This is a genomic window from Streptomyces sp. NPDC003284 (genome assembly GCF_053589675.1).
On sequence record NZ_JBSFSI010000034.1, the window covers coordinates 15110 to 38804 of the forward strand.

The window sequence follows — 23695 nt, forward strand, 5'->3', positions numbered from 1 at the left end:
TCCGTGCCGTTCCCGATCGGTCGGGTCGCGGCCTTGTGCTCACTGTTGTGGAGGTGCCCCGTGCTGGGTCCCGTGATTCTCGCCGCGTCGCGCAGCGACCGGATTCGCCGTCTCGTGTCGGCGGCTCCGGTGACCAAGCAGGTCGTGGACCGCTTCATCCCCGGCGAGACCGTGGACGACATCGTCCCCATCGTCGCGGACCTCACCGGCAAGGGCCTCGACCTGACCATGGACGTGGTCGGCGAGGACATCACCACCCCGGAGCAGTCGACCATCGCCCGGGACGCCTACCTGGCGCTCGTCGACCACATCAAGGACCTGGACCTGGGTCCGCGCGTCGAGATGTCCGTCAAGCTGACCATGTTCGGGCAGACCCTCCCCGGCGGCCACGAGCTGGCCCTCGCCAACGTCCGCCCGGTCGTCGAGGCCGCCGCCGCGATCGGCACCACGGTCACCCTGGACGCCGAGGACCACACCACCCTCGACTCGATGTTCGCCATCCACGAGGAGCTGCGGAAGGACTTCCCGCAGACCGGCTGCGTCATCCAGGCCTACCTCTTCCGCACCGAGGCCGACGCGCGCCGCCTCGCCGCGAGCGGTTCTCGCGTACGGTTGGTGAAGGGCGCCTACAAGGAGCCCGCCGAGGTCGCCTACCAGGACAAGCACGAGATCGACAAGGCGTACGTGCGGATCCTGCGCACGCTGATGGACGGCGACGGGTACCCGATGGTCGGGTCCCACGACCCGCGTCTCATCTCCATCGCGCAGGAGCTGGCCCGCACGGCCGGCCGCAAGCTCGACGAGTACGAGTTCCAGATGCTGTACGGCATCCGCAGCGACGAGCACCTGCGCCTGGCCGCCGAGGGCCACCGCATGCGCGTCTACACCGCCTACGGCACGGACTGGTACGGCTACTTCATGCGCCGTCTGGCGGAGAAGCCGGCCAACCTGCGCTTCTTCGCGCGGAGCATGCTCAGCCGAGGCTGACCGGCAACGGCTGTGCCGCACCCCCTGCCGGGGGTCCGGGGGTCGCCCCCCGGGAAGGCACAGCATGCGCCGCCTGGCGGAGAAGCCGGCCAACCTGCGCTTCTTCGTCCGCTCGATGGTCGGCAAGGGCTGAGCGAGCCCACCGCGCCCGCCGTACAGCTCGAAACACCGCTCAAGTCAAGGAGTTACGGAACACATGGACGCTGTGACCCAGGTCCCCACCCCCGTCAACGAGCCGGTGCACGGCTACGCCCCCGGTTCGCCCGAGCGGGCCCGGCTGGAGGCCAAGCTCAAGGAGCTGGCCGACCACCCGGTCGACCTGCCCTGCACCATCGGCGGCGAGAAGCGGATGGGTGGCGGCGAGCGCTTCGACGTCGTGCAGCCGCACAACCACAAGGCGCGCCTGGGCACGTACGCCAACGCCACCCGGCAGGACGCCCAGGACGCCGTGGACGCGGCGCTCGCGGCGGCCCCCGCCTGGCGCGCGATGTCCTTCGACGACCGCGCGGCGATCATCCTGCGCGCCGCCGAGCTGCTGGCCGGCCCCTGGCGCGAGACCATCGCCGCCTCCACCATGCTCGGCCAGTCCAAGACCGCGCAGCAGGCGGAGATCGACAGCCCCTGCGAGCTGGTCGACTTCTGGCGCTTCAACGTGCACTACGCCCGCCAGATCCTGGCCGAGCAGCCCCCGGCCAACTCGCCGGGCGTGTGGAACCGCCTGGACCACCGCCCGCTGGAGGGCTTCGTCTACGCGATCACGCCGTTCAACTTCTCGGCGATCGCCGCCAACCTGCCCACCGCGCCCGCCCTCATGGGCAACGTGGTGATCTGGAAGCCGTCCCCGACCCAGACGCACGCCGCCGTGCTGCTCATGCAGCTCCTGGAGGAGGCGGGCCTGCCCAAGGGCGTCATCAACCTCCTCACCGGTGACGGCCTGGAGGTCTCCGAGGTGGCCCTGAACCACCGCGACCTGGCCGGCATCCACTTCACCGGCTCCACCAAGACCTTCCAGCACCTGTGGAAGACGGTCGGCAACAACATCGAGAAGTACCGCTCCTACCCGCGCCTGGTCGGCGAGACCGGCGGCAAGGACTTCGTGGTGGCCCACCCGTCGGCCGACCGCGCGGTGCTGAAGACCGCCCTGACCCGCGGTGCCTTCGAGTACCAGGGCCAGAAGTGTTCGGCCACCTCCCGGGCGTACATCCCGGCCTCCATCTGGAACTCCGGCTTCAAGGAGGAGTTCGCGGCCGAGGTCGACTACCTGACCATGGGCGACGTCACCGACCTGTCGAACTTCATCGGCGCGGTCATCGACGAGCGGTCCTTCGCCAAGAACAAGGCCGCCATCGACCGGGCCGAGGAGGACCCGTCCTGCACGATCGTCGCGGGCGGCTCCTACGACGACTCGGTGGGCTACTTCGTGCGCCCGACCGTCATCGAGTGCTCCGACCCGGAGAACGAGGTCTTCACGACCGAGTACTTCGGCCCGATCCTCGCCGTGCACGTCTACGAGGACGACCGGTACGACGAGATGCTCACCCAGATGGAGTCCGTCTCCGACTACGCCCTCACCGGCTCGGTCGTCGCGGGCGACCGCGCCGCCGCCGCGTACACGATGGACAAGCTGCGCTACGCGGCCGGCAACTTCTACATCAACGACAAGTCGACCGGCGCCGTGGTCGGCCAGCAGCCCTTCGGCGGCGGCCGCTCCTCCGGCACCAACGACAAGGCGGGCGCCCCGCAGAACCTGATGCGCTGGACCCTGACCCGCGCCATCAAGGAGGCGCTGATCGCGCCGACCGACTACACCTACCCGCACATGGGCTGACACCCGCACCGCGGGTGACACCCCGCACGCGCCGACGGGCCGGTACCCGGAAAAGGACCGGCCCGTCCGCGTGTCCGCCCGGCACACTGGCCGTATGACCTCGACGCGGACGCACGGCGCGCACGGCCCGGACGGCGGGCACGGCGGCGGGACGGCACCGCCGCCCGGCGAACAGGTGATCACGGACGACGGCGTCCGGCTCTGGGCCTCCCGCACCGGGCAGGGCACCGCCCCGCTGGTGCTGTGCCACGGCGGACCCGGCCTGTGGGACATGTTCGGGGACGTGGCCGCGCTGCTCGCCGACCGGGCCGACGTGGTCCGCTGGGACCAGCGCGGCTGCGGACGCTCGGCGCCGTGCGACGGCCCCTGGACCGGCGAGCGGTTCGTCGCGGACCTGGACGCCGTACGCGCGCACTTCGGCTTCCCGCGCGTCACCCTGCTCGGCCACTCCTGGGGCGCCCAGCTCGCGCTGAGCCACGCGCTCGCCCACCCGGAGCGGGTGGCCGCCCTGGTGTACGTCTCGGGCACCGGCATCGGCCCCGACACCGACTGGCACCCCGCCTACCGGGAGAACTTCCGCGCCCGCCTCGCCGAGGACCCCGCGCGCCTGGCCCGCTGGCGGGAGCTGACCGGCCGGGAGCCCCGCTCGGAGGAGGAGCGGCGCGAGGCGGCGGTGCTGCGCTGGTCCGCCGAGTTCCCCGACCGGGAACACTCCCTGGCGCACGCCCGGCGCATGGCGGAGCCCTGGTTCGGCGTCGCGGAGAGCTGCGCCGCCGCGCTCAACGCGGAGCGCGCCCGCACCTGGGGCACACCGGAGCTGGCGGCGGCCTGCCGTCGGCTCGATGTGCCCGTGGTGATCGTGGACGGCGGCCGCGACATCCGCCCCCGTACCGCCGTGGACTCCCTGGCGGCGGCCCTGCCCCGGGTGCGGCGCACGGTCCTGCCCGGGGCCGGGCATCTGCCCTGGGTGGAGGAACCCGCGGCCTTCCGCGACGCCGTGGCGGCGGCGCTGTGAGCGCCCCGGAGCGCCGGAGCCCCGGCGCGCGGCTGCGCACCGCCCACACGGCCGACCTCACCGCGGCCGAGCTGAGCCCGGTCCGCTCCCTGCTGTACGACGCCTTCGACGGCGACTTCGACGCCGAGGACTGGGACCACTGCCTGGGCGGCCTGCACGCCCTGGTGCACGACGAGCACGGGCTCGCCGCGCACGGTTCGGTCGTCCAGCGCCGGGTCCGGCTGCGCGGGCGCTGGCTGCGCACCGGGTACGTGGAGGCCGTCGCCGTACGCCGGGACGTGCGCCGCACCGGTCTGGGCGGCCTGGTCATGGACGCCCTGGAGGGGATCGTCACCCGCGCCTACGACCTCGGCCCGCTCTCCGCGAGCGACGACGGCGCCCGCCTCTACGCGGCCCGGGGCTGGCGGGCCTGGTCCGGGCCGATCGGCGCGCTGGGCCCGGACGGCGCGGTGCGGCTGCCCGAGGAGGAGGGGTCCACCTATGTGTGGCCGGTGCCCGCCGCCGCGTCCGATCCGGACGCCGAACTGCTCTTCGACTGGCGCGACGGCGACGTGCTCTGACCGGTGCTCCCGGATTCCTGTGGGTTTTCGCAGGTCAGAGCGGTGGGCGCGGCATTCGGGCGATGCCGCCGTCTCAGATAGTAGGAAGTCCGAGTAATGATGCAGACAGGCGCGCCTACCTCATTTAGCTTGGAAGAAGCCGAACGTCTCGCTGGAACCAGCGAATGGCGGTCGTGAGCCGGGCCCGTGCGCAGGTCACCCCTGCGGCCTCGCTCCCCGCCCCTTCCGGCGTCCCGCACCTGTGTGGTGCTCCCCTTTTCGGGACCTCTCGTGTCCGACCGCGTCCGCGCGCGTCCTCGCGGGGTGTCCAGAAGGATTCCCGAAGGAGTCGATCCCCCATGGCCGAGACGACCGTCCGCCGCCGCGTCCGCCACGCCTCCCGTACGAGCGAGTCCGACCGCAAGAACGCCGCCGCCGCCCTCCAGCGCGCCCTCGACCGCCGGGACAACGGCGGCGAGACCGGCCACTGAGCCGTTCCGTCCCGATCCCCCCATGTCCACATCCCGGACGCTCTGTGTCAGCTCTCGGGACGAGCGGTAGGGTGCCGACATGTCTCGCAGCATCGATCTCGCAGTGATCCCCGGTGACGGCATCGGCCAGGAAGTGGTGGCCGAGGGGCTCAAGGTCCTCGCCGCCGCGCTCCCGCAGGATGTGAAGCTGGAGACCAAGGAGTACGACTTCGGCGCCCGGCGCTACCACGCCACCGGTGAGACCCTCACCGACGCCGACCTCGACGCCCTCAAGGGCCACGACGCGATCCTGCTCGGCGCGATCGGCGACCCGTCGGTGCCCTCGGGCGTCCTGGAGCGCGGCTTCCTGCTCAAGCTCCGCTTCGCCTTCGACCACCACGTCAACCTGCGGCCGAGCAAGCTGCTGCCCGGCGTCGCCACCCCGCTCGCCGGTGAGCCGCAGATCGACTTCGTCGTCGTCCGCGAAGGCACCGAGGGCCCCTACACGGGCAACGGCGGCACCATCCGCAAGGGCACCGAGCACGAGGTCGCCACCGAGGTCTCCGTCAACACGGCCTTCGGTGTCGAGCGCGTGGTCCGCGACGCCTTCGCCCGCGCCCAGGCCCGCCCGCGCAAGAAGCTCACCCTGGTCCACAAGAACAACGTGCTGACCTTCGCCGGTCACCTGTGGACGAACATCTTCAACCAGGTGGCCGAGGAGTACCCCGAGGTCACCACCGAGTACATCCACGTCGACGCGGCGACCATCTACCTGGTCACCCAGCCCGAGCGGTTCGACGTCATCGTCACCGACAACCTCTTCGGCGACATCATCACCGACCTCGCCGCGGCCGTCTCCGGCGGCATCGGCGTCGCCGCCTCGGGCAACATCAACCCGAGCGGCGCCTACCCGTCCATGTTCGAGCCGGTGCACGGCTCGGCCCCGGACATCGCGGGCCAGGGCAAGGCCGACCCCACCGCCACGGTGCTCTCCGTCGCCCTGCTGCTCCGCCACCTCGGCCGTGAGGCCGAGGCGACCCGGATCGAGGACGCCGTCTCCGCCGACCTCGCGGAGCGCGGCGCGCTGCCCGAGCGCACCACCGCCGAGATCGGCGACGCGCTCGCCGCACGAGTAGCCGGCTGACCCGGCCGCACGAAATCTCTCGAAGCCGCCGGGTCGCACTCCGCGCCCGGCGGCTTCCCCCTGTCCGCCGCCGGGTGCCACCATCGGACCCAGAGCCGCATTCACCCCGTTTTCTCACGCCACGGCCGCCGCGCGATAATCGAACGCGGAGCCGCGACATGAGGGAATGCTCGGACGTCCTAGCACCGGCCACGTGCCGTGCGGGAGTGAGCGCGGCCCGTCACAACAACTCGGTGAAGGACACCCACTCATGACGACGCCCACGATCGAGCTCAAGCCCTCGGCCCACCCACTCGCCGCCGCGGAGCGCGAGGCGCTCATGGCGAACCCCGGATTCGGCCGCCACTTCACCGACCACATGGTGACGATCAGGTGGACCGAGGGCCGGGGCTGGCACGACGGCCAGCTCGTTCCGTACGCGCCGATCCCCCTCGACCCGGCCACCACGGTGCTGCACTACGCCCAGGAGATCTTCGAGGGGCTGAAGGCGTACCGCCAGCCCGACGGCTCCGTCGCCACCTTCCGCCCGGAGAAGAACGCCCGGCGCTTCCAGGCGTCCGCGCACCGGCTCGCCATGCCCGAGCTGCCCGTCGAGACGTTCATCGAGGCGTGCGACGTCCTCGTCCAGCAGGACAAGGACTGGGTCCCGCCGCACGGCGGCGAGGAGTCCCTGTACCTGCGCCCGTTCATGATCGCCACCGAGGTGGGCCTCGGCGTCAAGCCCGCCAACGAGTACCTGTTCATCGTGATCGCCTCCCCGGCCGGCGCCTACTTCCCCGGCGGCGTGAAGCCCGTCTCCATCTGGGCCTCCGAGGACCGGGTCCGCGCCGTCCCCGGCGGCATGGGCGACGCCAAGACCGGCGGCAACTACGCGGCCTCCCTGCTCGCCCAGGCCGAGGCCGCCGCCCAGGGCTGCGACCAGGTCTGCTACCTCGACGCCGTCGAGCACAAGTGGGTCGAGGAACTGGGCGGCATGAACCTGTACTTCGTCTACGGGAACAAGATCGTCACGCCCGCCCTCAGCGGCTCGATCCTGGAGGGCGTCACCCGCGACTCGCTGCTCGCCGTCGCCCGCGACCTCGGCTACGAGGCCGAGGAGGCCCGGGTCTCGGTCGACCAGTGGCAGCGCGACTCCGAGAACGGCACGCTGACCGAGGTCTTCGCCTGCGGCACGGCGGCCGTGATCACCCCGGTCGGCACGGTCAAGCGGGCCGACGCCCAGTGGCAGCAGTCGGGCGGCGAGCCCGGCGAGGTGAGCATGCGGCTGCGCCAGGCGCTGCTGGACATCCAGCGCGGCATCACCGAGGACAAGCACGGCTGGATGCACCGGCTCGGCTAGTCACCGCCGGGTGCGCATCGGCCGGGTGCGGCCCGGCCGGGCCTCAACGCTCCCCGCTCGTGACCAGGGCCGCCGTGGACTCCGTGTCCACGGCGGCCCTGGCGCCTTCCCGGCCGCGCGCCGTCAGCAGCAGGTACACCGCACCGCCCGCCGCTCCCGAGAGCAGGAAGCTGCAGTCCACCCCGCCGGTCAGGTGCAGCAGCGGGCCACGGTAGGAGGGCAGGGAGACCGCCAGCAGGCCGACTCCGGCGCCGACGGCCCAGGACGCGGTGGCCCGGACGTTCCAGCCGGCCCGGTACCAGTAGACGCCACCGTGCGAGCGGCGGTTGAAGACTTGGAGGGCGTCGGCGTCGTAGACACCGCGGCAGCGGACGAAACCGATCAGGGTGATGACCGCCCACGGGGTGCCGATCGCGGTGAGCAGCAGCACGAAGGAGGTCATCGCGGACTGCGCGTTCCAGGCGTAGTGCCCGGCGAAGACGCACACCGTGGCGACCACGGCGACCGTGAAGGTGGCACGGGCGCGGGAGGCGCGCGGCAGGATCGCGTCGAGATCCAGGCCCATCGAGTACAGCATCAGGCCCGCGTTGCCGACCGACCCGGCGGAGGCGGCGAGCAGCAGCGGGACCAGGTACCAGGCGGGCGAGGCGGCCACCAGCGGCCCGGCGTAGTCCAGGGCGGCCCGGGAGGCGTACGCCGTGAAGGTGCCGAACAACTGCGGGACCAGCAGGCCGAGGACCAGCCCGAGCCAGGTGGCGTGCAGCACCCGGCGGGGAGAGTGGCGGCGCGGGGACATGTAGCGGGTGTAGTCGCCGAGCAGGGTGATGAAGGCGATCGGGCCGGACAGTCCGGCGGCCACGGCGGCGAGGAACCAGGTCGGCCAGAACCCGCCGAGCAGATAGCCGCCGGCCTCCGGCAGCGCGGCGGTGCCGAAGTGCGGGGCGTAGGCGAACACACCGAGGACGAGCAGGGCGGTCATGCCGAACGACAGCACCCGGGACATGGTGAGCAGCACCCGGTAGCCGTAGACCGCGCCCGCGACGGTGGCCGCGGCGAGCAGCGTGTAGACGACGGCGTACGACACCGGGCCGGCCGTGAGGCCGAACAGCCGGTGCAGGACGCTCACCATCACGTCGCCGCCGATCCACACGGTCAGCGCGGTGTAGCCGAGGGCGAGCAGCAGCCCGACCACCGAGCCCACCAGGCGTCCGCGCACGCCGAACTGGGCGCCGGAGGAGGTGGACAGGTTGGTGGCGGTACGCAGCGAGACCAGCGCGAGCGGCGCGGTGAACAGTGTGCCGACCACGGTTCCGGCGGCCACCGCGCTGACCGAGGCCCACCAGCCGAGCCCGAACGAGGGCGGCAGCCAGCCGAAGATGATCACGCCGAAGCACAGATTGGATCCGAGCAGGATCGACACCAGATCACGCGGACCGCTGGTGCGTTCCTGGTCCGGGATGGTGTCGACACCGCGCTGTTCGATCGGCATGGCCTGGTCTCCTTCGACTGCCGCCTGCTGCGTCTGCGTGGGGGAGCGGTGGGGCTGAGGGTGCGGGCGTATGAGTTAGAACGACGTTCAATGTGACCGGAGCCATGTGGTCCAGTCAACTGTTCCTTTCCAGGGATTTCATGTTTAGAGTGATGCTCTAACATGCGAGAGGCAAGGAGGTGCCGAGGCGTGAGACTGACTCCCACCGAGCGTGACCGGCTGCTGCTCTTCGGGGCCGCCGAGCTGGCCCGCGCCCGCAGGTCCCGCGGCCTCAGGCTCAATGTGCCGGAGGCCACCGCGCTGATCGCCGACACGGTGTGCGAGGCCGCCCGCGACGGCGCCCGGCTGGCCGAGGCGATCGAGCGCGCCCGTACGGTGCTCGGCCCGGACGACGTGCTGCCCGGTGTCGCCGACGTGGTCACCGAGGTCCATGTGGAGGCCGTCTTCGACGACGGCTCGCGGCTCGCGATCGTCACCGACCCGCTGGCGGGCGGCAGTCTGGGGGAGGAGGCCCCGGGCGCGCTGCTGCCCGGACCGCAGCACGCCGACCCGGAGCCGGCCCTGCGTCTCACCGTCACCAACACCGCCGCCGTGCCGGTCTCCGTCACCTCCCACTTCCACTTCTTCGAGGCCAACCCGCGCCTGGACTTCGACCGCGCCGCCGCCTACGGCATGCGGCTCGCGGTGCCCGCCGGGTCGTCGGTGCGGTTCGGGCCGGGGGAGAGCGCCGAGGTCGGCCTCGTGCCGATCGGCGGCGCCCGGGTCGCCATCGGCTTCGCCGGACTGGTCGACGGCCCGCTGGACGCCCCCGGCGCCAGGCAGGAGGCCCTGCGCCGGGCTGCCGCCTGCGGCTACCTGGGCGTGTCCGCGACGGAAGCGGCGGGACCGGCAGCCGCCGGGACGGAAACCGCCGGGACGGAAACCGCCGAAACGCGGGCCGACCGAGCGGAAGCCCCCGCACCCCCGACCCCCGCACCCCCGACCCCCGCACCCCCGACCCCCGCATCCCCGGCCCCCACACCCCCAGCCCCCGACGCCCCGGAAGGAGACGCCCGATGAGCCGTTCCAAAGGACGCGAGGTGAGCCGGGCGATCCACGTCGATCCGCACGCCTACGCCGCCACCCACGGCCCCCGCGCCGGTGACCGCGTCCGCCTCGGCGACTCCGGTCTGGTGATCCGGGTGGAGTCGGACGCGCAGCGCTACGGCGACGAGTTCCTGGCCGGGTTCGGCAAGACCGCCCGCGACGGACTGCACCTCAAGGCCGCGGCCGTCCGCGACACCTGCGACGTCGTGATCAGCAACGTCGTCGTGATCGACGCGGTGCAGGGCATCCGCAAGGTGTCCATCGGCATCCGCGAGGGCCGGATCAGCGCCGTGGGCCGGGCCGGTAACCCGGACACGCTGGACGGGGTCGATGTCGTCGTGGGCACCGGCACGACCATCGTGTCCGGCGAGGGCCTGATCGCGACCGCCGGAGCCGTGGACACCCATGTGCACCTGCTGTCGCCGCGGATCATGGAGGCGTCTCTCGCCTCCGGGGTGACCACGGTCATCGGGCAGGAGTTCGGGCCGGTGTGGGGCGTCGGCGTCAACTCGCCCTGGGCGCTGCGGCACGCCTTCGGCGCCTTCGACGCCTGGCCGGTCAACATCGGCTTCCTGGGCCGGGGTTCGTCCTCGCACGGCGCCCCCCTCGTCGAGGCGCTGGCCGAGGGCGGCGCCTGCGGCTTCAAGGTGCACGAGGACATGGGCGCCCACACCCGTGCCCTGGACACCGCCCTGCGGGTGGCCGAGGAGCACGACGTGCAGGTGGCCCTGCACAGCGACGGCCTGAACGAGTGCCTGTCGGTGGAGGACACCCTGCGCGTCCTGGAGGGGCGCACGATCCACGCCTTCCACATCGAGGGCTGCGGCGGCGGGCACGTGCCCAACGTGCTGAAGATGGCGGGCGTGCCCAATGTCATCGGCTCCTCCACCAACCCCACGCTGCCCTTCGGCCGGGACGCGGTCGCCGAGCACTACGGCATGATCGTCTCCGTCCACGACCTGAAGACCGACCTGCCCGGCGACGCCGCCATGGCCCGCGACCGCATCCGCGCGGGCACCATGGGCGCCGAGGACGTGCTGCACGACCTGGGCGCGATCGGCATCACCTCCTCCGACGCGCAGGGCATGGGCCGCGCGGGCGAGACCGTGCGCCGCACCTTCGCGATGGCCGGGAAGATGAAGGCCGAGCTGGGCCCGGCCGAGGGCGACGGCCCCGGCGACGACAACGGCCGCGTGCTCCGCTACATCGCCAAGCTGACCGTCAACCCGGCCATCGCGCACGGCCTCTCCCACGAGGTCGGCTCCCTGGAGGCCGGCAAGCTCGCCGACATCGTGCTGTGGCGCCCGGAGTACTTCGGCGCCAAACCGCAGCTCGTGCTGAAGTCCGGCTTCCCGGCGTACGGCGTGACCGGCGACCCGAACGCGGCCACCGACACCTGCGAACCCCTCGTGCTGGGACCGCAGTTCGGCGCGCACGGCGCCACTCCCGCCGAACTCTCCGTCGCGTTCGTGGCGCAGGCCGCGCTCGACCAGGGCGGCGACACGATGCCCACCCGCAGGCGCCGGGTCGCCGTGCGCGGCACCCGCGGCATCGGCCCGGCCGACCTGCGCCTGAACTCCCGTACCGGAGCGGTCGACGTCGACCAGCGCACCGGCCTGGTCACCCTGGACGGCGACCCGCTGCGCTCGGAGCCCGCCGACTCCGTCTCCCTGAACCGCCTGTACTTCCTCTGAGAAACCGAGAACCCACATGAGCACCCCCGCCGCCGACGGCTTCTCCATGCCCGCCGAATGGGAGCCGCACGAGCGCACCTGGATGGCCTGGCCGGGCGCCAACCCGACCTTCGACACCCCGGAGGAACTGGCCGCCTCCCGTATGGCCTGGGCGTCGGTCGCCCGCGCGGTGCGCCGCTTCGAACCGGTCACCGTGGTCTGCGGCCCCGGCCAGTCCGCCGAGGCCCGCACCCTGCTCGGCGACGGCGTCGACACCGTCGAACGCGACCTCGACGACGCCTGGATGCGCGACATCGGCCCCACCTTCCTCAAGGACCGCACCGGCCGGCTGGCCGCCGTGGACTGGACGTTCAACGGCTGGGGCGCCCAGGACTGGGCCCGCTGGGAGCACGACGCGAAGATCGGCGCGTACGTCGCCGGTCTCGCCGGGGCGCGGACGTACGCCTCGCGGCTGGTCAACGAGGGCGGCGCCATCCATGTCGACGGCGAGGGCACCGTCCTGCTCACCGAGACCGTCCAGCTCGGCCCGGAGCGCAACCCGCACTGGTCCCGGGAGCAGGTCGAGGCGGAGATCCACGCGCACCTGGGCACCCGCAAGGCGATCTGGCTGCCGCGCGGCCTGACCGGCGACTACCCGCCGCACGGCTACGGCACCCTCGGCCATGTCGACATCGTCGCCGCCTTCGCCCGCCCCGGTGTCGTCGTCGCCCACCACCAGCCCGACCCGGCCCACCCCGACCACGAGGTCACCAAGGAGGTCATCGGCCTCCTGCGCGCCGCCACCGACGCCCACGGCCGCCCCCTGGAGGTCGTCGAGGTGACCGCCCCCACCGTGCTGGAGGCCGACGGCCACTGGGCCGACTACTCCTACATCAACCACTACCTGTGCAACGACGGCGTCGTCCTGTGCGCCTTCGACGACCCCCGCGACGAGGACGCCGCCGCGGTCTTCCGCCGCCTCTTCCCCGACCGCACGGTCACCCTGGTCGACGCCCGCACGATCTTCGCGGGCGGCGGCGGCATCCACTGCATCACCCAGCAGCAGCCGAAGTAGGGCCCGCGACGGCGGTCGGGTAGAACGTACGCGTGGATGTACTGCTCTTCGCCGCTCGCGGCCACCGACCCGCCGAGCCGGTCCGGACCCCGGACACGGCGTCCGGCCGGGCCCCTGTCCGGGTGGATCCGGAGTCCGTCCGGGTGAATCCGGGATCCGTCCGGGTGGATGCGGGGGCGGGGCGGTGACGCGCAGCCGTACGCCCGCGCCGCCGCGCGAGGAGGTGCTCGCCGCCGCCATGGAGATGATCGCCGAGCGCGGTCTGGAGAAGCTCACGATGGCGGCGCTGGGCCGCGAGGTCCAGATGAGCAGCGGCCATCTGCTGTACTACTTCGGCTCCAAGGACGAGCTGCTGCTGCGCACCCTGGAGTGGAGCGAGAGCCGGCTCGGGGCCGAGCGCGGGCGGCTGCTGGCGCGGGACGCCCCGGCCCGGGAGCGGCTGGACGCCTATGTCGCCCTGTATGTGCCCGACGGGCGGCACGACCCGCACTGGACGCTCTGGCTGGAGGTCTGGAACCGCTCGCTGACCGCCGCCGAGGACGCCCGGGACCGGCAGGGCGCCATCGAGGGCGCCTGGCACCGCGACCTGGCGGCCCTGGTCGCCGAGGGCGTCTCGCGCGGCGAGTTCCGCCCGGTGGACGCCGACCGCTTCGCGACCCGGCTGCGCGCCCTGCTCGACGGCTTCTCGCTCCAGGTGGCGGTCGGCCTGCGCGGCACCGGCCGGGAGCGGGTGCTCGGGCTGGTGGGGGAGTTCCTGGACGAGTCGCTGACGCCGTAGCCCGAGCGGGTGCCGCCCGCGGGGTGCGTCGGCCGCGTCCCGGCGGGGCAGTCACAGCGCATGGGACGAGAGCAGTGGAAGAAGATCTGGATCGGCTCGGCCGGGAACATGGTGGAGTGGTACGACTGGTTCGTCTACGCCAGTTTCGCCACCTACTTCGCCGGGGCGTTCTTCCCGCACGGCAATCCGACCGCACAGATGATGAACACCGCGGGCATCTTCGCGGTCGGGTTCTTCATGCGGCCGGTCGGCGGCTGGTTACTGGGCCGGGTCGGTGACCGCCAGGGCCGCAAGGCCGCCCTGACCCTGACCGTCACCCTGATGTCGGCCTCGGCGGTCCTGATCGCCGTCGCGCCGACCTACGGCGTCGCCGGGTACGGCGGCGCGCTGGTGCTGCTGCTGGCCCGGCTGCTCCAGGGTCTTTCGGTGGGCGGCGAGTACGCGGCCAGCGCCACCTACCTCACCGAGGCGTCCGACCCGCGCCGCCGCGGCTTCGCCTCCAGCTTCCAGTACGTCTCGATGACCGCGGGCCAGATCGTCGGCCTCGGCCTCCAGATCGTGCTCCAGCGGACCCTGTCCGACGACGCGCTGCACAGCTGGGGCTGGCGGATCCCGTTCGTGGTGGGCGCGCTCGGCGCGGCCGTCATCTTCTATCTGCGGCGCAGCATGCTGGAGACCGAGGTGTACGAGGCCGACGACAGCGGCGGCGCGGAGCGCGGCACGCTGCGCGCGCTGTGGCGGCACCGGCGCGAGGCGCTGCTCGTGATGGCGCTCACCATGGGCGGCACGGTGGCGTACTACACGTACACCACCTACCTCACCAAGTACCTGTCCAACTCCGCGGGCCTGCCCAAGCGGACCGCGACGCTGGTCTCCTTCACCGCGCTGATCGTCTTCGCCTGCCTCCAGCCGCTGGCCGGGCGGCTCTCCGACCGGATCGGGCGCCGTCCGCTGCTGATCACCTTCGCGGTCGGCTCGACCCTGCTGACCGTGCCGATCCTGACCCTGCTCCGGCACGCGGGCAGCTTCTGGCCCGCGCTGGGGCTGTCCCTGCTGGCCCTGGTCGTGGTCACCGGCTACACCTCGATCAACGCCTGTGTGAAGGCCGAGCTGTTCCCCACCGGGGTGCGCGCCCTCGGGGTGGCGCTGCCCTACGCGCTGGCCAACGCCCTGTTCGGCGGCACCGCGGAGTACGTCGCGCTGTGGTTCAAGAACGCCGGGATCGAGTCGGGCTTCTTCTGGTACGTGGCGGCCTGCGCGGCGGTCTCGCTGGTGGTGTACGTCAGCATGCGCGAGACCCGGGACCTGGACCTGACCCGGGTGAAGAACGCCGAGGTGTCCACGCCCGCGCCCGCATCCTGAGACGGCGGTGAGCACGGGGGCGGGACTGTGCCAGACTGCCCCCGTGCTCTCGTTCGCCATGATTATTGGCAGCAGGCGCGCCGGTCCGCAGTGACCGCCACGTACGACCAGGTACGGGCGGCCACCGTCGTCCTCGACCCGCGCGCAGACCTCTCGCACCCGCGAGGGGTCTTTCGTTTTCCCGGCCCACCTTCAGCCGGGGAGCACGGCGCGCGAGTATTGGGGGGACGGTGGAGCCGGTCATTCCGGTACGACCGAGATCCCACACAGGAGCCCTGAGACATGTCCGAAACCAGCCGGCTGGACGATTCGTTCCACGTCTTCGACACCACCCTGCGCGACGGCGCCCAGCGGGAGGGCATCAACCTCACCGTCGCCGACAAGCTGGCCATCGCCCGCCACCTGGACGACTTCGGCGTGGGCTTCATCGAGGGCGGCTGGCCCGGGGCGAACCCCCGCGACACCGAGTTCTTCGCCCGCGCCAAGGACGAGATCGACTTCCGCACCGCCCGGCTGGTCGCCTTCGGCGCCACCCGCCGCGCCGGTGCCAAGGCCGCCGAGGACCCGCAGGTCAGGGCGTTGCTGGAGTCCGGTGCCGAGGTGATCACCCTGGTTGCCAAGTCGCACGACCGGCATGTGGAGCTGGCGCTGCGCACCACCCTGGAGGAGAACCTGGAGATGGTGCGCGACACCGTCGCCCACCTGAGCGCCCAGGGCCGCCGCGTCTTCGTGGACTGCGAGCACTTCTTCGACGGGTACCGCGCCAACCCCGAGTACGCCAAGGCGGTCGTCCGCGCCGCCGCCGAGGCGGGCGCCGACGTCGTCGTGCTGTGCGACACCAACGGCGGCATGCTGCCCGCCCAGATCCAGGCCGTCGTCGCCACCGTCCTCGCCGACACCGGCGCCCGCCTCGGCATCCACGCCCAGGACGACACCGGCTGCGCGGTCGCCAACACCCTGGCCGCCGTCGACGCGGGCGCCACCCATGTGCAGTGCACCGCCAACGGCTACGGCGAGCGGGTCGGCAACGCCAACCTCTTCCCGGTCGTCGCCGCCCTGGAGCTGAAGTACGGCAAGCAGGTGCTCCCCGAGGGGCGGCTGCGCGAGATGACCCGGATCTCGCACGCCATCGCCGAGGTCGTCAACCTGACGCCCTCCACCCACCAGCCCTACGTCGGCCTGTCCGCCTTCGCCCACAAGGCCGGGCTGCACGCCTCCGCGATCAAGGTCGACCCCGACCTCTACCAGCACATCGACCCCGAGCGCGTCGGCAACACCATGCGCATGCTGGTCTCCGACATGGCCGGGCGCGCCTCCATCGAGCTGAAGGGCAAGGAGCTCGGCATCGACCTCGGCGGCGACCGCGAGCTGGTCGGCCGGGTCGTGGAGCGGGTCAAGGAACGCGAGCTGAAGGGCTACACCTACGAGGCCGCCGACGCCAGCTTCGAGCTGCTGCTGCGCGCGGAGGTGCAGGGCAGCCCGCTGAAGTACTTCGACGTGGAGTCCTGGCGGGCCATCGTCGAGGACCGCCCCGACGGCTCCCACGCCAACGAGGCCACCGTCAAGCTGTGGGCCAAGGGCGAGCGCATCGTCGCCACCGCCGAGGGCAACGGCCCGGTCAACGCCCTGGACCGGGCCCTGCGGGTCGCCCTGGAGAAGATCTATCCCCAGCTCGGCTCGCTCGAACTGGTCGACTACAAGGTCCGCATCCTGGAGGGCCGCCACGGCACCTCCTCCACCACCCGTGTGCTGATCTCCACCTCGGACGGCAAGGGCGAGTGGTCCACGGTCGGCGTCGCCGACAATGTCATCGCGGCCTCCTGGCAGGCCCTGGAGGACGCCTACACCTACGGTCTGCTGCGCGCCGCGGTGGACCCGGCCGCGTAGCCGGGAGGGCGCCCGGCCCCGCGGGTCAGGGCGCCCGCCAGATGTTGTCGAAGGCCGCGTTCTCCACCCGCCGCCGCTGGCGGACGCCCTCCAGTTCGGTGACGGCGTCGCCCACGGCGGCCAGCACGGTCAGCGCGGTCCCGTCCTCGGGCTCGGCGGCGGGAGCGCCGTCGCCGGTGTCCGGCGTGACGCCGAGGGTGGCGGCCAGGGCGGTCAGGACCGGTTCGCGGGCGGCCCAGCGGTCGGCGGCCGAGCGCCGGTCGGCGCTGCCGTCGGCCGGTGTGGTCCGGTCCACCGGGCGGCTGGGCAGCCAGCGGTGCCGCCGGACGGTGCTCAGCTGCCCCTCCGCCTCCAGTACGGCGGTGTAGCCCTCGGCCAGCCCGCGCCCGCGCCGCCACAGCCAGTCCTCGACGCTCTCGTACGGCTCCTCGCCCTGGATCCGGGCCGCCGCCTCGTCCAGGAGCGGGTCGCCCGTCAGGACGCGCGGGCCCGGCCGCAGCCGGTCCCCGATCAGCAGCACCGCCCCGCCGGCCAGCAGATCGAGGAGTTCCGCGCCCGCCAGGGCGAGCGAGAGGTCCCCCTGCTCGACCGGATGGTCGCCGGGTACGTCCAGGGTGACGAACAGCAGATCGCGGGCGGTGCTCATGCCGGGCTCCCGGTGACAAGTCGGACAAGACGGTAGTCCGACGATACGTCACCACGGGGACTGTGTGTTCACAACCCGAAGGCACAACGGTCGTTCTTTTCCCGTGCGTTGCCTGTGTACCGGTTGGGGCGTGAAGTCTTGACGGAATGACATGCCCCCCTTTAACTCACGCTGTGATCTAAGCCCTGAGCCGAGCGTTCGGCCCCCGAGTCGAGTGTTCGGCCCCGAGCCGAGCGTTCGGCTCCGGGCCGGGCGTTCGGCTCCGGGCCGAGCGTTCAGCGACGTGTCGGAACAGCCCTGGAAGACCTGGAACAGTCCGGATACCGAGGGAAGGTCCATGCGAAGAACCGCCCTGCTCGCCTCCGCAGCCCTGCTCACCGCACTGCTGCCGCTCGGCGCGGCCGGTGCCGCCGCCGGTGCGGACGACCCCGCTCCCGTGCCCGTCGACCGCTTCGAGGGTGAGGTGCCCTTCGCGAGCCAGCCCGCCGAGGGCATCTTCACCTGGGGCGGCGACAGCGACGACGCCCCCGCCCTCCGCCTCGACGAGCGCCCCGACGCCCCCGAGGGCGCCAAGGTGCTGGCGGGGACCTACGACATCAGCGGCTACGGCGGCTTCACCCACGACTACGCGGCCGACCGCCCCGCCCACGACTGGTCCGCGCACCGCGGCATCCGGCTGTGGTGGGAGGGACACACCACCGGCAGCAAGATCCCCTTCGAGATCAAGGACGGCGGCGCGAACGGCGAGGCGTCCGAGCTGTGGACCACGTCCTTCACGGACGACTTCACCGGCTGGAAGCAGATCGAACTGCCCTTCGCCGACTTCACCTACCGTACGGACTACCAGCCCGTCGGCGGCATCGACCACGTCCTGGGCCTCACCCAGATGTGGGGCTACGCCCTCACCCTGCCCACCGGCGCCAAGGGCGCCTTCGCGCTGGACGGCGTCGAACTGTACGGCCGCGCCGACCAGTCGCTGCGCGCCGCCGTCAGCACCGACGCGGCCGTCGTCCCGGTCACCGAGGGCGGCACGGCCGCCGTCCGCGTCACCGTCGCCACCACCGGCGCCGCCCCCCTCGACCAGCCCGTCACCGTCGCCTACACGACCGGCGAGGGCACCGCGACCCCCGGCAAGGACTACACCCCCGTCTCCGGCACCCTCACCTTCCCCGCGGGCACCGCCTCCGGCACCTCCCGCACGGTCCGCGTGAGCACCCTGAAGGACCGCCTCGCCGAAGCGGCCGAGACCATCCCGCTCCAGCTCACCGTCACCGGCGCCAAGGCCCCCGCCGAGACACCGCAGATCGTGGTGGACGCGCACGGACTGCCCTACCTGGACAGCCGCCTGCCGGTGAAGAAGCGGGTCGCGGACCTGGTCTCCCGGATGTCCCTGGCGGAGAAGGCCGGGCAGATGACCCAGGCCGAGCGCGGCGCCATGTCCGCCCCCGGCGACATCGCCTCCTACGCCCTCGGCTCGCTGCTCTCCGGCGGCGGCTCGGTCCCCGAGCCCAACACGCCCGACGCCTGGGCGAAGATGGTCGACGGCTTCCAGCTGCGCGCCCAGGCCACCCGCTTCCAGATCCCGCTGATCTACGGCGTGGACGCGGTGCACGGCCACAACAACCTCGCCGGTGCCACGATCATGCCGCACAACATCGGCATCGGTGCCACCCGCGACCCCGCGCTCGCCGAGCGGACCGGCGCCGTCACGGCGTCCGAGGTGCGCGCCACCGGCGTCCCCTGGGACTTCGCGCCCTGCGTGTGCGTCACCCGCGACGAGCGCTGGGGCCGCTCCTACGAGTCCTACGGCGAGGACCCGGCCCTGGTGAAGTCCATGGAGACGGTCATCCAGGGCCTCCAGGGCCGCCCCGACGGCAGCGACCTGGACCGGAACGACAAGGTGCTGGCCACCGCCAAGCACTTCCTCGGCGACGGCGGCACCGCCTACGGCTCCTCCACCACCGGCACCTACACCCTGGACCAGGGCGTCACCGAGGTGACCCGCAAGCAGCTGGAGGACATCCACCTCGCGCCCTACCAGGACGCCGTGGACCGGGGCGTCGGCACCGTCATGCCGTCCTACTCCTCGCTCGACATCGAGGGCGACGGCAAGGGCGCCGTCAGGATGCACGCGCGCGGCGACATGATCAACGGCGTGCTCAAGGACCGCATGGGCTTCGACGGCTTCGTCATCAGCGACTACAACGCCCTCGACCAGCTCCCCGGCAGCTACCCGCAGCAGGTCACCGCGTCCGTGAACGCGGGCGTCGACATGATGATGGTCCCCTACAGCCACGCCAAGTTCACCGCCGCCCTCACCGACGAGGTGAAGGCGGGCCGGATCAGCGGGAAGCGGATCGACGACGCCGTCTCGCGGATCCTGACCGAGAAGTTCCGCCTCGGTCTGTTCGAGCACCCCTACGCCGACACCCGCAACGCCTCCGCGATCGGCTCCGCCGCGCACCGCGACGTCGCCCGCCGGGCCGCCGCCGCCTCGCAGGTGCTGCTGAAGAACAGCGGGGACCTGCTCCCGCTGAAGAAGAACCAGAAGGTCTACGTCGCCGGGTCCAACGCCGACGACATCGGCAACCAGACCGGCGGCTGGACCATCAGCTGGCAGGGCTCGTCCGGGAACATCATCAAGGGGACCACGATCCTCCAGGGCATGCGGAACGCCGGCGGGGACGTCACCTACTCCAAGGACGCCTCCGCGCCCACCGGCGGCTACGACGCCGGGGTGGTCGTCGTCGGCGAGACCCCGTACGCCGAGGGCGTCGGCGATGTCGGCAACGGCCACGACCTGCGGCTCTCGGCCGCCGACCGGGCCGCCGTCGACAAGGTGTGCGCGGCCATGAAGTGCGCCGTGCTGATCGTCTCGGGCCGCCCCGAGCTGATCGGCGACCAGCTCGGCGCCATCGACGCGCTCGTCGCCTCCTGGCTGCCCGGCACCGAGGGCGACGGCGTCGCGGACGTGCTCTACGGCAGGCGGGCCTTCACCGGGCAGCTCCCGGTGACCTGGCCCAGGTCGGAGCAGCAGCTCCCGATCAACGTCGGGGACGTCTCCTACGATCCGCAGTTCCCCTACGGCTGGGGCCTGACCACGCTCAGCAAGGCGCCCGCCGGAGGCGCCCTCACCCTGAGGGCCCTCGGCCTCGCGGCGACCGCCGCCGAACACGCGCACGCCGCGCGGACGGGCCGCGAACTGGTCACCCGGGCCCGGCTGATCGTCCAGCAGCGGATCGCCGGACGCGGGATGACGGCGGCGGCCGCGGCGCCCTTCGCGGACGCCGACCACCTCCTGCTGACCGGCCGCTACGGCGCGGCGGTGGACCGCCTCACGGCCGCCTACCGGGCGGCCTGACCGCCCCGCACACCGCTGGTGGGGGTGCACGGGAGGGCGCCCCCACCAGCCCGGACGACCCGCTTGTCATATTTCGGGTAGCTTCGAACCATGAAGGCCGTCGCCCCGTCCCGCGCCCCCGGCAGACTCCCGGCGGCACTGCTCGCGGCCCTCCTGGTCGCCCTGACCTTCCTGGCCACCAGCGCGCCCCGGGCCGAGGCGGCGACCAGCGTCTCCGCCATCGCCCAGGCGCTGCGCAAGAGCCCCGTCTACGTCGACCCGGCCGCCGCCGCGCAATTGAAGTCCGCCGACGCCGACGCGCTCGCCCGCAAGATCAAGGATGCCGACCGGCCCCTGTTCCTCGCCGTCCTCCCGGCCGGCTACCCCACCCAGAACCTCTTCGCCGACCTGCGCACCGCCACCGGCGTCACCGGCGCCTACGCCGTCCGCCTCGGCGACCGCTTCGACGCCCGCGCCGACGCCTCGGTGCTGCCCCGCACCGCCGTACGGAACCTGGTCACCAGCGTCCAGGGCGAGGACACCGCGACCCAGCTCACCGACTTCACCGACCGCGCCCTGGCCAACCTGCGCGGCAGGGCGCCCGCCTCCTGGGGCGGCGACGGCCGCTCCGGGGGCATGTCGGGCACCGCCCTGGTCACGGTGGCGGCGGTCCTGGTCGCCGGGGGCGTCGGCGCGTACACCCTGGCCCGGCGCAGCTCCCGCCGCCGCGAGACCGAGCAGCGCGCCGCCCTGGAGAAGCTGCGGGTCGTCGTCGACGAGGACATCACCGCGTTCGGCGAGGAACTGGACCGCCTGGACTTCCACCCGGCCGAGTCCGGCGCGGACGACGCCATGCGCGCCGACTACGAACGCGCCCTCGACGCCTACGAGCAGGCCAAGCAGTCCATGGCCGCCGCCCGCAGACCGGAGGACGTCCGCGCGGTCACCCAGGCGCTGGAGGACGGCCGCTTCTCCCTCGCCCTGCTCGCCGCCCGCCGCGAGCACCGCCCGCTGCCCGAGCGGCGCCCGCCCTGCTTCTTCGACCCGCGCCACGGCCCCTCGGTCACCGACGCCGCCTGGACCCCGCCCGGCGGCGCACCGCGCCAGGTCCCGGTCTGCGCCGCCGACGCCACCCGCCTGGCCGACGGCCGCGACCCGGTGGTCCGCCAGGTCGACACCGACCAGGGCCGCCGCCCCTACTGGGACGCGGGCCCCGCCTACGGCCCCTGGGCGGGCGGCTACTTCGGCGGCGGCATCCTCCCCGGCCTCCTCGTCGGCACCGTCCTCGGCGGCATGATGTCCACCCCGAGCTACGCCGCCGACTACGGCGACGGCGGCTTCGGCGGCTACACCGGCGGCGATGTCTCCGGCGCCGACTTCGACCCGGGCGACTTCGGCGGCGGCTTCGGAGACGGCGGCGGGGGCGGAGGCGGAGGGGACTTCGGGGGCGGGTTCTGAACTACACCTCGCGGGTACGGCCGACGAAGGCGGCCCAGCTCGCGGGGGAGACGGTCAGGACGGGGCCGACGGGGGCGGCCTTGGAGTCACGGATGTGGATGGCGGAGGTGTGGGCGGCGACCTCTACGCAGTTGCCGCCCTCACTGCTGCTGTAGCTGGACTTCCGCCAGTCGTAGGAGACTTCGAGGCAGTCACCCCCCTCGCTGCCGCTGTAGCTGGACTTGAACCACGCGGTCTTCATGACTCTCCTAGCAGTCCGTGCAAGAAGCGCACACTCTCGTCGGGCGAGAGGGCTTGAGACCGCAGCATCGCATATTTGTGGTGGTAGTCGCAGACCTCGTCGGGATCGTCGGTGAGGAAACTGGCGCGCTGCACCTCCAGGTAGACCAGGCGTTCGTGGTCGGGCGTTTCCAGCAGCACCATGGGCCCGTCGAGGCAGGCGTGCGGGGTCCGTTCCTCGGGCATGATCTGGAAGCTCATGTTGGTCGGCTCGGTGAACTCCAGGATCTTGCGGTATTGCTCCCGCATGATCTCTTCACCGCCCACCACCCGCCGCAGGATGCTCTCCTCCATGACGAAGTGCCCCACCGGAGGGTGTTCACGCTGCCAGATCAACTGCCGGTCCATGCGGGTGGTCACCCACTGCTCGGCCGTTTCGCTTCCGAGTGCCGGATAGCGGTAATCGAAGACGGCCCGGCAGTAGTCCGTCGTCTGAAGCAGTCCCGGCACCGCAAGGCTCTGGTACGAGTAGATACTCAGCGCCTCTTGCTCGTGATCCACCAACCCCTGCGCGAACTGCACGATCCGATCCCGCACCGGCAGGCGCGCGACGAGGACGGCCAACGCGCCGCTCGTATCGAGTAGTTCATCGAACTGTTCGGCGCGGTCGGGCTGAAGGGCCAAGCGGCCCTGCTCGATGGATCCCACCGTGTCGACGTGGATGCTGGCGGCCTCCGCGAACTGCTCCTGGGTCATGCGGGCCCGCTTGCGGTAGTGGGCGACCAGTGAGCCCACAGCCTGCCAGGTGGCGTTCTTCTTGCTCTTCTTCCGCGATGGCATGGCCGATCCTTTCCCCCGTACACGCGTGAAGTCGTCGGAGTGAGGTCGTAGTAATCAGAACTACGACTTCACTCGTTGGTCCACAGTAGTGACACACAGTGACACTCGTCCCGTGAACGTGGAACTTCAACTCCCCCTGACCCGTAAGGCGTTCTACCGGCGGGACCGCAGGTCGGTGCGGCTCGCACGGCAGTTCGCACAGGCCGTCCTCGCCGAGTGGGCGGCGCCCGTACGCGCCGACGACGTACAGCTCTGTGTGAGCGAACTGGCGACCAACGCGCTGCTGCACGGCGTACCGCCCGGCCGTGGCTTTCTGCTGCTGCTCGCGCTGCATCCGGGCGGCGCGCTGCGCGTGGAGGTGCACGACAGCGGGACGGGGGACGTCCGTGTGCCGGAGACCTCGGCCGAGTCGGAGCGCGGCCGGGGCCTGATGCTGGTCGCCGCGCTGGCGGACAAGTGGGGGGTGGACGCGCGCTCGCCCGGCAAGACCGTGTGGTGCGAGTTCGCGGCGGCCCGCTGA

General features: G+C 72.3%; 20 protein-coding genes. 16 read left to right on the top strand and 4 right to left on the bottom strand.

All coding sequences use genetic code 11. From position 1 onward, the window contains the following. The first annotated feature begins 60 nt into the window (after positions 1-60). From ACWDYF_RS36490 to ACWDYF_RS36520, 7 genes are all read left to right on the top strand, one after another. Complete coding sequence (locus tag ACWDYF_RS36490; RefSeq protein ID WP_064535404.1) at positions 61-987, top strand: proline dehydrogenase family protein; 927 nt, start codon at positions 61-63, stop codon at positions 985-987. A gap of 196 nt (positions 988-1183) precedes the next feature. Continuing rightward, positions 1184-2815: an L-glutamate gamma-semialdehyde dehydrogenase gene (gene pruA / locus ACWDYF_RS36495; RefSeq protein ID WP_381741079.1), complete on the top strand. Its 1632-nt coding sequence runs from the start codon at positions 1184-1186 to the stop codon at positions 2813-2815. Between the two features lie 94 nt (positions 2816-2909). Continuing rightward, positions 2910-3830, top strand: coding sequence for an alpha/beta fold hydrolase (locus tag ACWDYF_RS36500; RefSeq protein ID WP_389474525.1), 921 nt, complete (start codon positions 2910-2912; stop codon positions 3828-3830). Further along, positions 3827-4390 (top strand): GNAT family N-acetyltransferase, encoded by a 564-nt coding sequence (locus ACWDYF_RS36505; RefSeq protein ID WP_389474528.1) that lies wholly within the window; start codon positions 3827-3829, stop codon positions 4388-4390. Before ACWDYF_RS36500 ends, ACWDYF_RS36505 begins: the two co-directional genes overlap by 4 nt. 338 nt (positions 4391-4728) lie before the next feature. Next, a complete protein-coding gene (locus ACWDYF_RS36510; RefSeq protein ID WP_018569343.1) occupies positions 4729-4860 on the top strand; it encodes a hypothetical protein in 132 nt (43 codons plus the stop codon). Between the two features lie 79 nt (positions 4861-4939). After that, the gene (locus ACWDYF_RS36515) at positions 4940-5983 is read left to right on the top strand and encodes a 3-isopropylmalate dehydrogenase (protein WP_389474530.1); all 1044 of its coding nucleotides are present in this window, start codon (positions 4940-4942) and stop codon (positions 5981-5983) included. Between the two features lie 250 nt (positions 5984-6233). Beyond that, positions 6234-7322 carry a branched-chain amino acid aminotransferase gene (locus tag ACWDYF_RS36520; protein WP_037888729.1) on the top strand — a complete coding sequence of 363 codons (1089 nt, stop codon included), beginning with the start codon at positions 6234-6236 and terminating at the stop codon, positions 7320-7322. Between the two features lie 43 nt (positions 7323-7365). Here ACWDYF_RS36520 and ACWDYF_RS36525 read toward each other — a convergent pair whose 3' ends face one another. Further along, entirely contained in the window at positions 7366-8811 is a 1446-nt protein-coding gene (locus tag ACWDYF_RS36525; RefSeq protein ID WP_389474533.1) for a cytosine permease, read from the bottom strand. Positions 8812-9000: 189 nt separating this feature from the next. Between ACWDYF_RS36525 and ureA the strand changes: the two genes are divergently transcribed. The 6 genes from ureA (at position 9001) to cimA (ending at position 16672) form a co-directional block, all read left to right on the top strand. Beyond that, on the top strand, positions 9001-9870 hold the full coding sequence (ureA, locus tag ACWDYF_RS36530) for an urease subunit gamma (protein WP_389474535.1): 870 nt from the start codon (positions 9001-9003) through the stop codon (positions 9868-9870). After that, positions 9867-11591, top strand: a complete 1725-nt coding sequence (locus tag ACWDYF_RS36535) for an urease subunit alpha (protein WP_381741343.1) — start codon at positions 9867-9869, stop codon at positions 11589-11591. Before ureA ends, ACWDYF_RS36535 begins: the two co-directional genes overlap by 4 nt. Positions 11592-11607: 16 nt before the next feature. Next, complete coding sequence (locus ACWDYF_RS36540; protein WP_389474537.1) at positions 11608-12645, top strand: agmatine deiminase family protein; 1038 nt, start codon at positions 11608-11610, stop codon at positions 12643-12645. 238 nt (positions 12646-12883) lie between these two features. Then, entirely contained in the window at positions 12884-13423 is a 540-nt protein-coding gene (locus tag ACWDYF_RS36545; RefSeq protein WP_389474557.1) for a TetR/AcrR family transcriptional regulator, read from the top strand. A gap of 60 nt (positions 13424-13483) precedes the next feature. Beyond that, complete coding sequence (locus tag ACWDYF_RS36550) at positions 13484-14785, top strand: MFS transporter (RefSeq protein ID WP_389474539.1); 1302 nt, start codon at positions 13484-13486, stop codon at positions 14783-14785. Positions 14786-15067: 282 nt separating this feature from the next. Further along, a complete protein-coding gene (cimA, locus tag ACWDYF_RS36555; RefSeq protein ID WP_381741094.1) occupies positions 15068-16672 on the top strand; it encodes a citramalate synthase in 1605 nt (534 codons plus the stop codon). A gap of 25 nt (positions 16673-16697) precedes the next feature. Here cimA and ACWDYF_RS36560 read toward each other — a convergent pair whose 3' ends face one another. Beyond that, on the bottom strand, positions 16698-17318 hold the full coding sequence (locus ACWDYF_RS36560) for a GOLPH3/VPS74 family protein (RefSeq protein ID WP_381741096.1): 621 nt from the start codon (positions 17316-17318) through the stop codon (positions 16698-16700). Positions 17319-17655: 337 nt separating this feature from the next. Between ACWDYF_RS36560 and ACWDYF_RS36565 the strand changes: the two genes are divergently transcribed. Beyond that, positions 17656-20679: a glycoside hydrolase family 3 protein gene (locus ACWDYF_RS36565; protein WP_389474542.1), complete on the top strand. Its 3024-nt coding sequence runs from the start codon at positions 17656-17658 to the stop codon at positions 20677-20679. Between the two features lie 90 nt (positions 20680-20769). Continuing rightward, positions 20770-22116 carry a hypothetical protein gene (locus ACWDYF_RS36570; protein ID WP_389474544.1) on the top strand — a complete coding sequence of 449 codons (1347 nt, stop codon included), beginning with the start codon at positions 20770-20772 and terminating at the stop codon, positions 22114-22116. A gap of 1 nt (position 22117) precedes the next feature. Here the strand turns inward: ACWDYF_RS36570 and ACWDYF_RS36575 are convergent, their stop codons facing one another. Together ACWDYF_RS36575 and ACWDYF_RS36580 are read right to left on the bottom strand one after the other, a co-directional pair. Beyond that, positions 22118-22357 (bottom strand): DUF397 domain-containing protein, encoded by a 240-nt coding sequence (locus ACWDYF_RS36575; RefSeq protein WP_389474546.1) that lies wholly within the window; start codon positions 22355-22357, stop codon positions 22118-22120. Continuing rightward, a complete protein-coding gene (locus tag ACWDYF_RS36580; RefSeq protein ID WP_385499368.1) occupies positions 22354-23175 on the bottom strand; it encodes a helix-turn-helix domain-containing protein in 822 nt (273 codons plus the stop codon). The genes ACWDYF_RS36575 and ACWDYF_RS36580 overlap by 4 nt, the downstream gene beginning before the upstream one ends. A gap of 112 nt (positions 23176-23287) precedes the next feature. On the opposite strand from ACWDYF_RS36580, the gene ACWDYF_RS36585 reads away from it, so the two are divergent. Continuing rightward, a complete protein-coding gene (locus tag ACWDYF_RS36585) occupies positions 23288-23695 on the top strand; it encodes an ATP-binding protein (protein WP_381741109.1) in 408 nt (135 codons plus the stop codon).

Coding starts and splice junctions, on each gene's coding strand:
- ACWDYF_RS36515 (WP_389474530.1), top strand. CDS start 4,940: ATGTCTCGCAGCATCGATCTCGCAGTGATCCCCGGTGACGGCATCGGC.
- ACWDYF_RS36575 (WP_389474546.1), bottom strand. CDS start 22,357: ATGAAGACCGCGTGGTTCAAGTCCAGCTACAGCGGCAGCGAGGGGGGT.
- ACWDYF_RS36520 (WP_037888729.1), top strand. CDS start 6,234: ATGACGACGCCCACGATCGAGCTCAAGCCCTCGGCCCACCCACTCGCC.
- ACWDYF_RS36570 (WP_389474544.1), top strand. CDS start 20,770: ATGAAGGCCGTCGCCCCGTCCCGCGCCCCCGGCAGACTCCCGGCGGCA.
- cimA (WP_381741094.1), top strand. CDS start 15,068: ATGTCCGAAACCAGCCGGCTGGACGATTCGTTCCACGTCTTCGACACC.
- ACWDYF_RS36560 (WP_381741096.1), bottom strand. CDS start 17,318: ATGAGCACCGCCCGCGATCTGCTGTTCGTCACCCTGGACGTACCCGGC.
- ACWDYF_RS36535 (WP_381741343.1), top strand. CDS start 9,867: ATGAGCCGTTCCAAAGGACGCGAGGTGAGCCGGGCGATCCACGTCGAT.
- ACWDYF_RS36500 (WP_389474525.1), top strand. CDS start 2,910: ATGACCTCGACGCGGACGCACGGCGCGCACGGCCCGGACGGCGGGCAC.
- ACWDYF_RS36545 (WP_389474557.1), top strand. CDS start 12,884: ATGGAGATGATCGCCGAGCGCGGTCTGGAGAAGCTCACGATGGCGGCG.
- ACWDYF_RS36540 (WP_389474537.1), top strand. CDS start 11,608: ATGAGCACCCCCGCCGCCGACGGCTTCTCCATGCCCGCCGAATGGGAG.
- ACWDYF_RS36550 (WP_389474539.1), top strand. CDS start 13,484: ATGGGACGAGAGCAGTGGAAGAAGATCTGGATCGGCTCGGCCGGGAAC.
- ACWDYF_RS36525 (WP_389474533.1), bottom strand. CDS start 8,811: ATGCCGATCGAACAGCGCGGTGTCGACACCATCCCGGACCAGGAACGC.
- pruA (WP_381741079.1), top strand. CDS start 1,184: ATGGACGCTGTGACCCAGGTCCCCACCCCCGTCAACGAGCCGGTGCAC.
- ACWDYF_RS36580 (WP_385499368.1), bottom strand. CDS start 23,175: ATGCCATCGCGGAAGAAGAGCAAGAAGAACGCCACCTGGCAGGCTGTG.
- ACWDYF_RS36510 (WP_018569343.1), top strand. CDS start 4,729: ATGGCCGAGACGACCGTCCGCCGCCGCGTCCGCCACGCCTCCCGTACG.
- ACWDYF_RS36565 (WP_389474542.1), top strand. CDS start 17,656: ATGCGAAGAACCGCCCTGCTCGCCTCCGCAGCCCTGCTCACCGCACTG.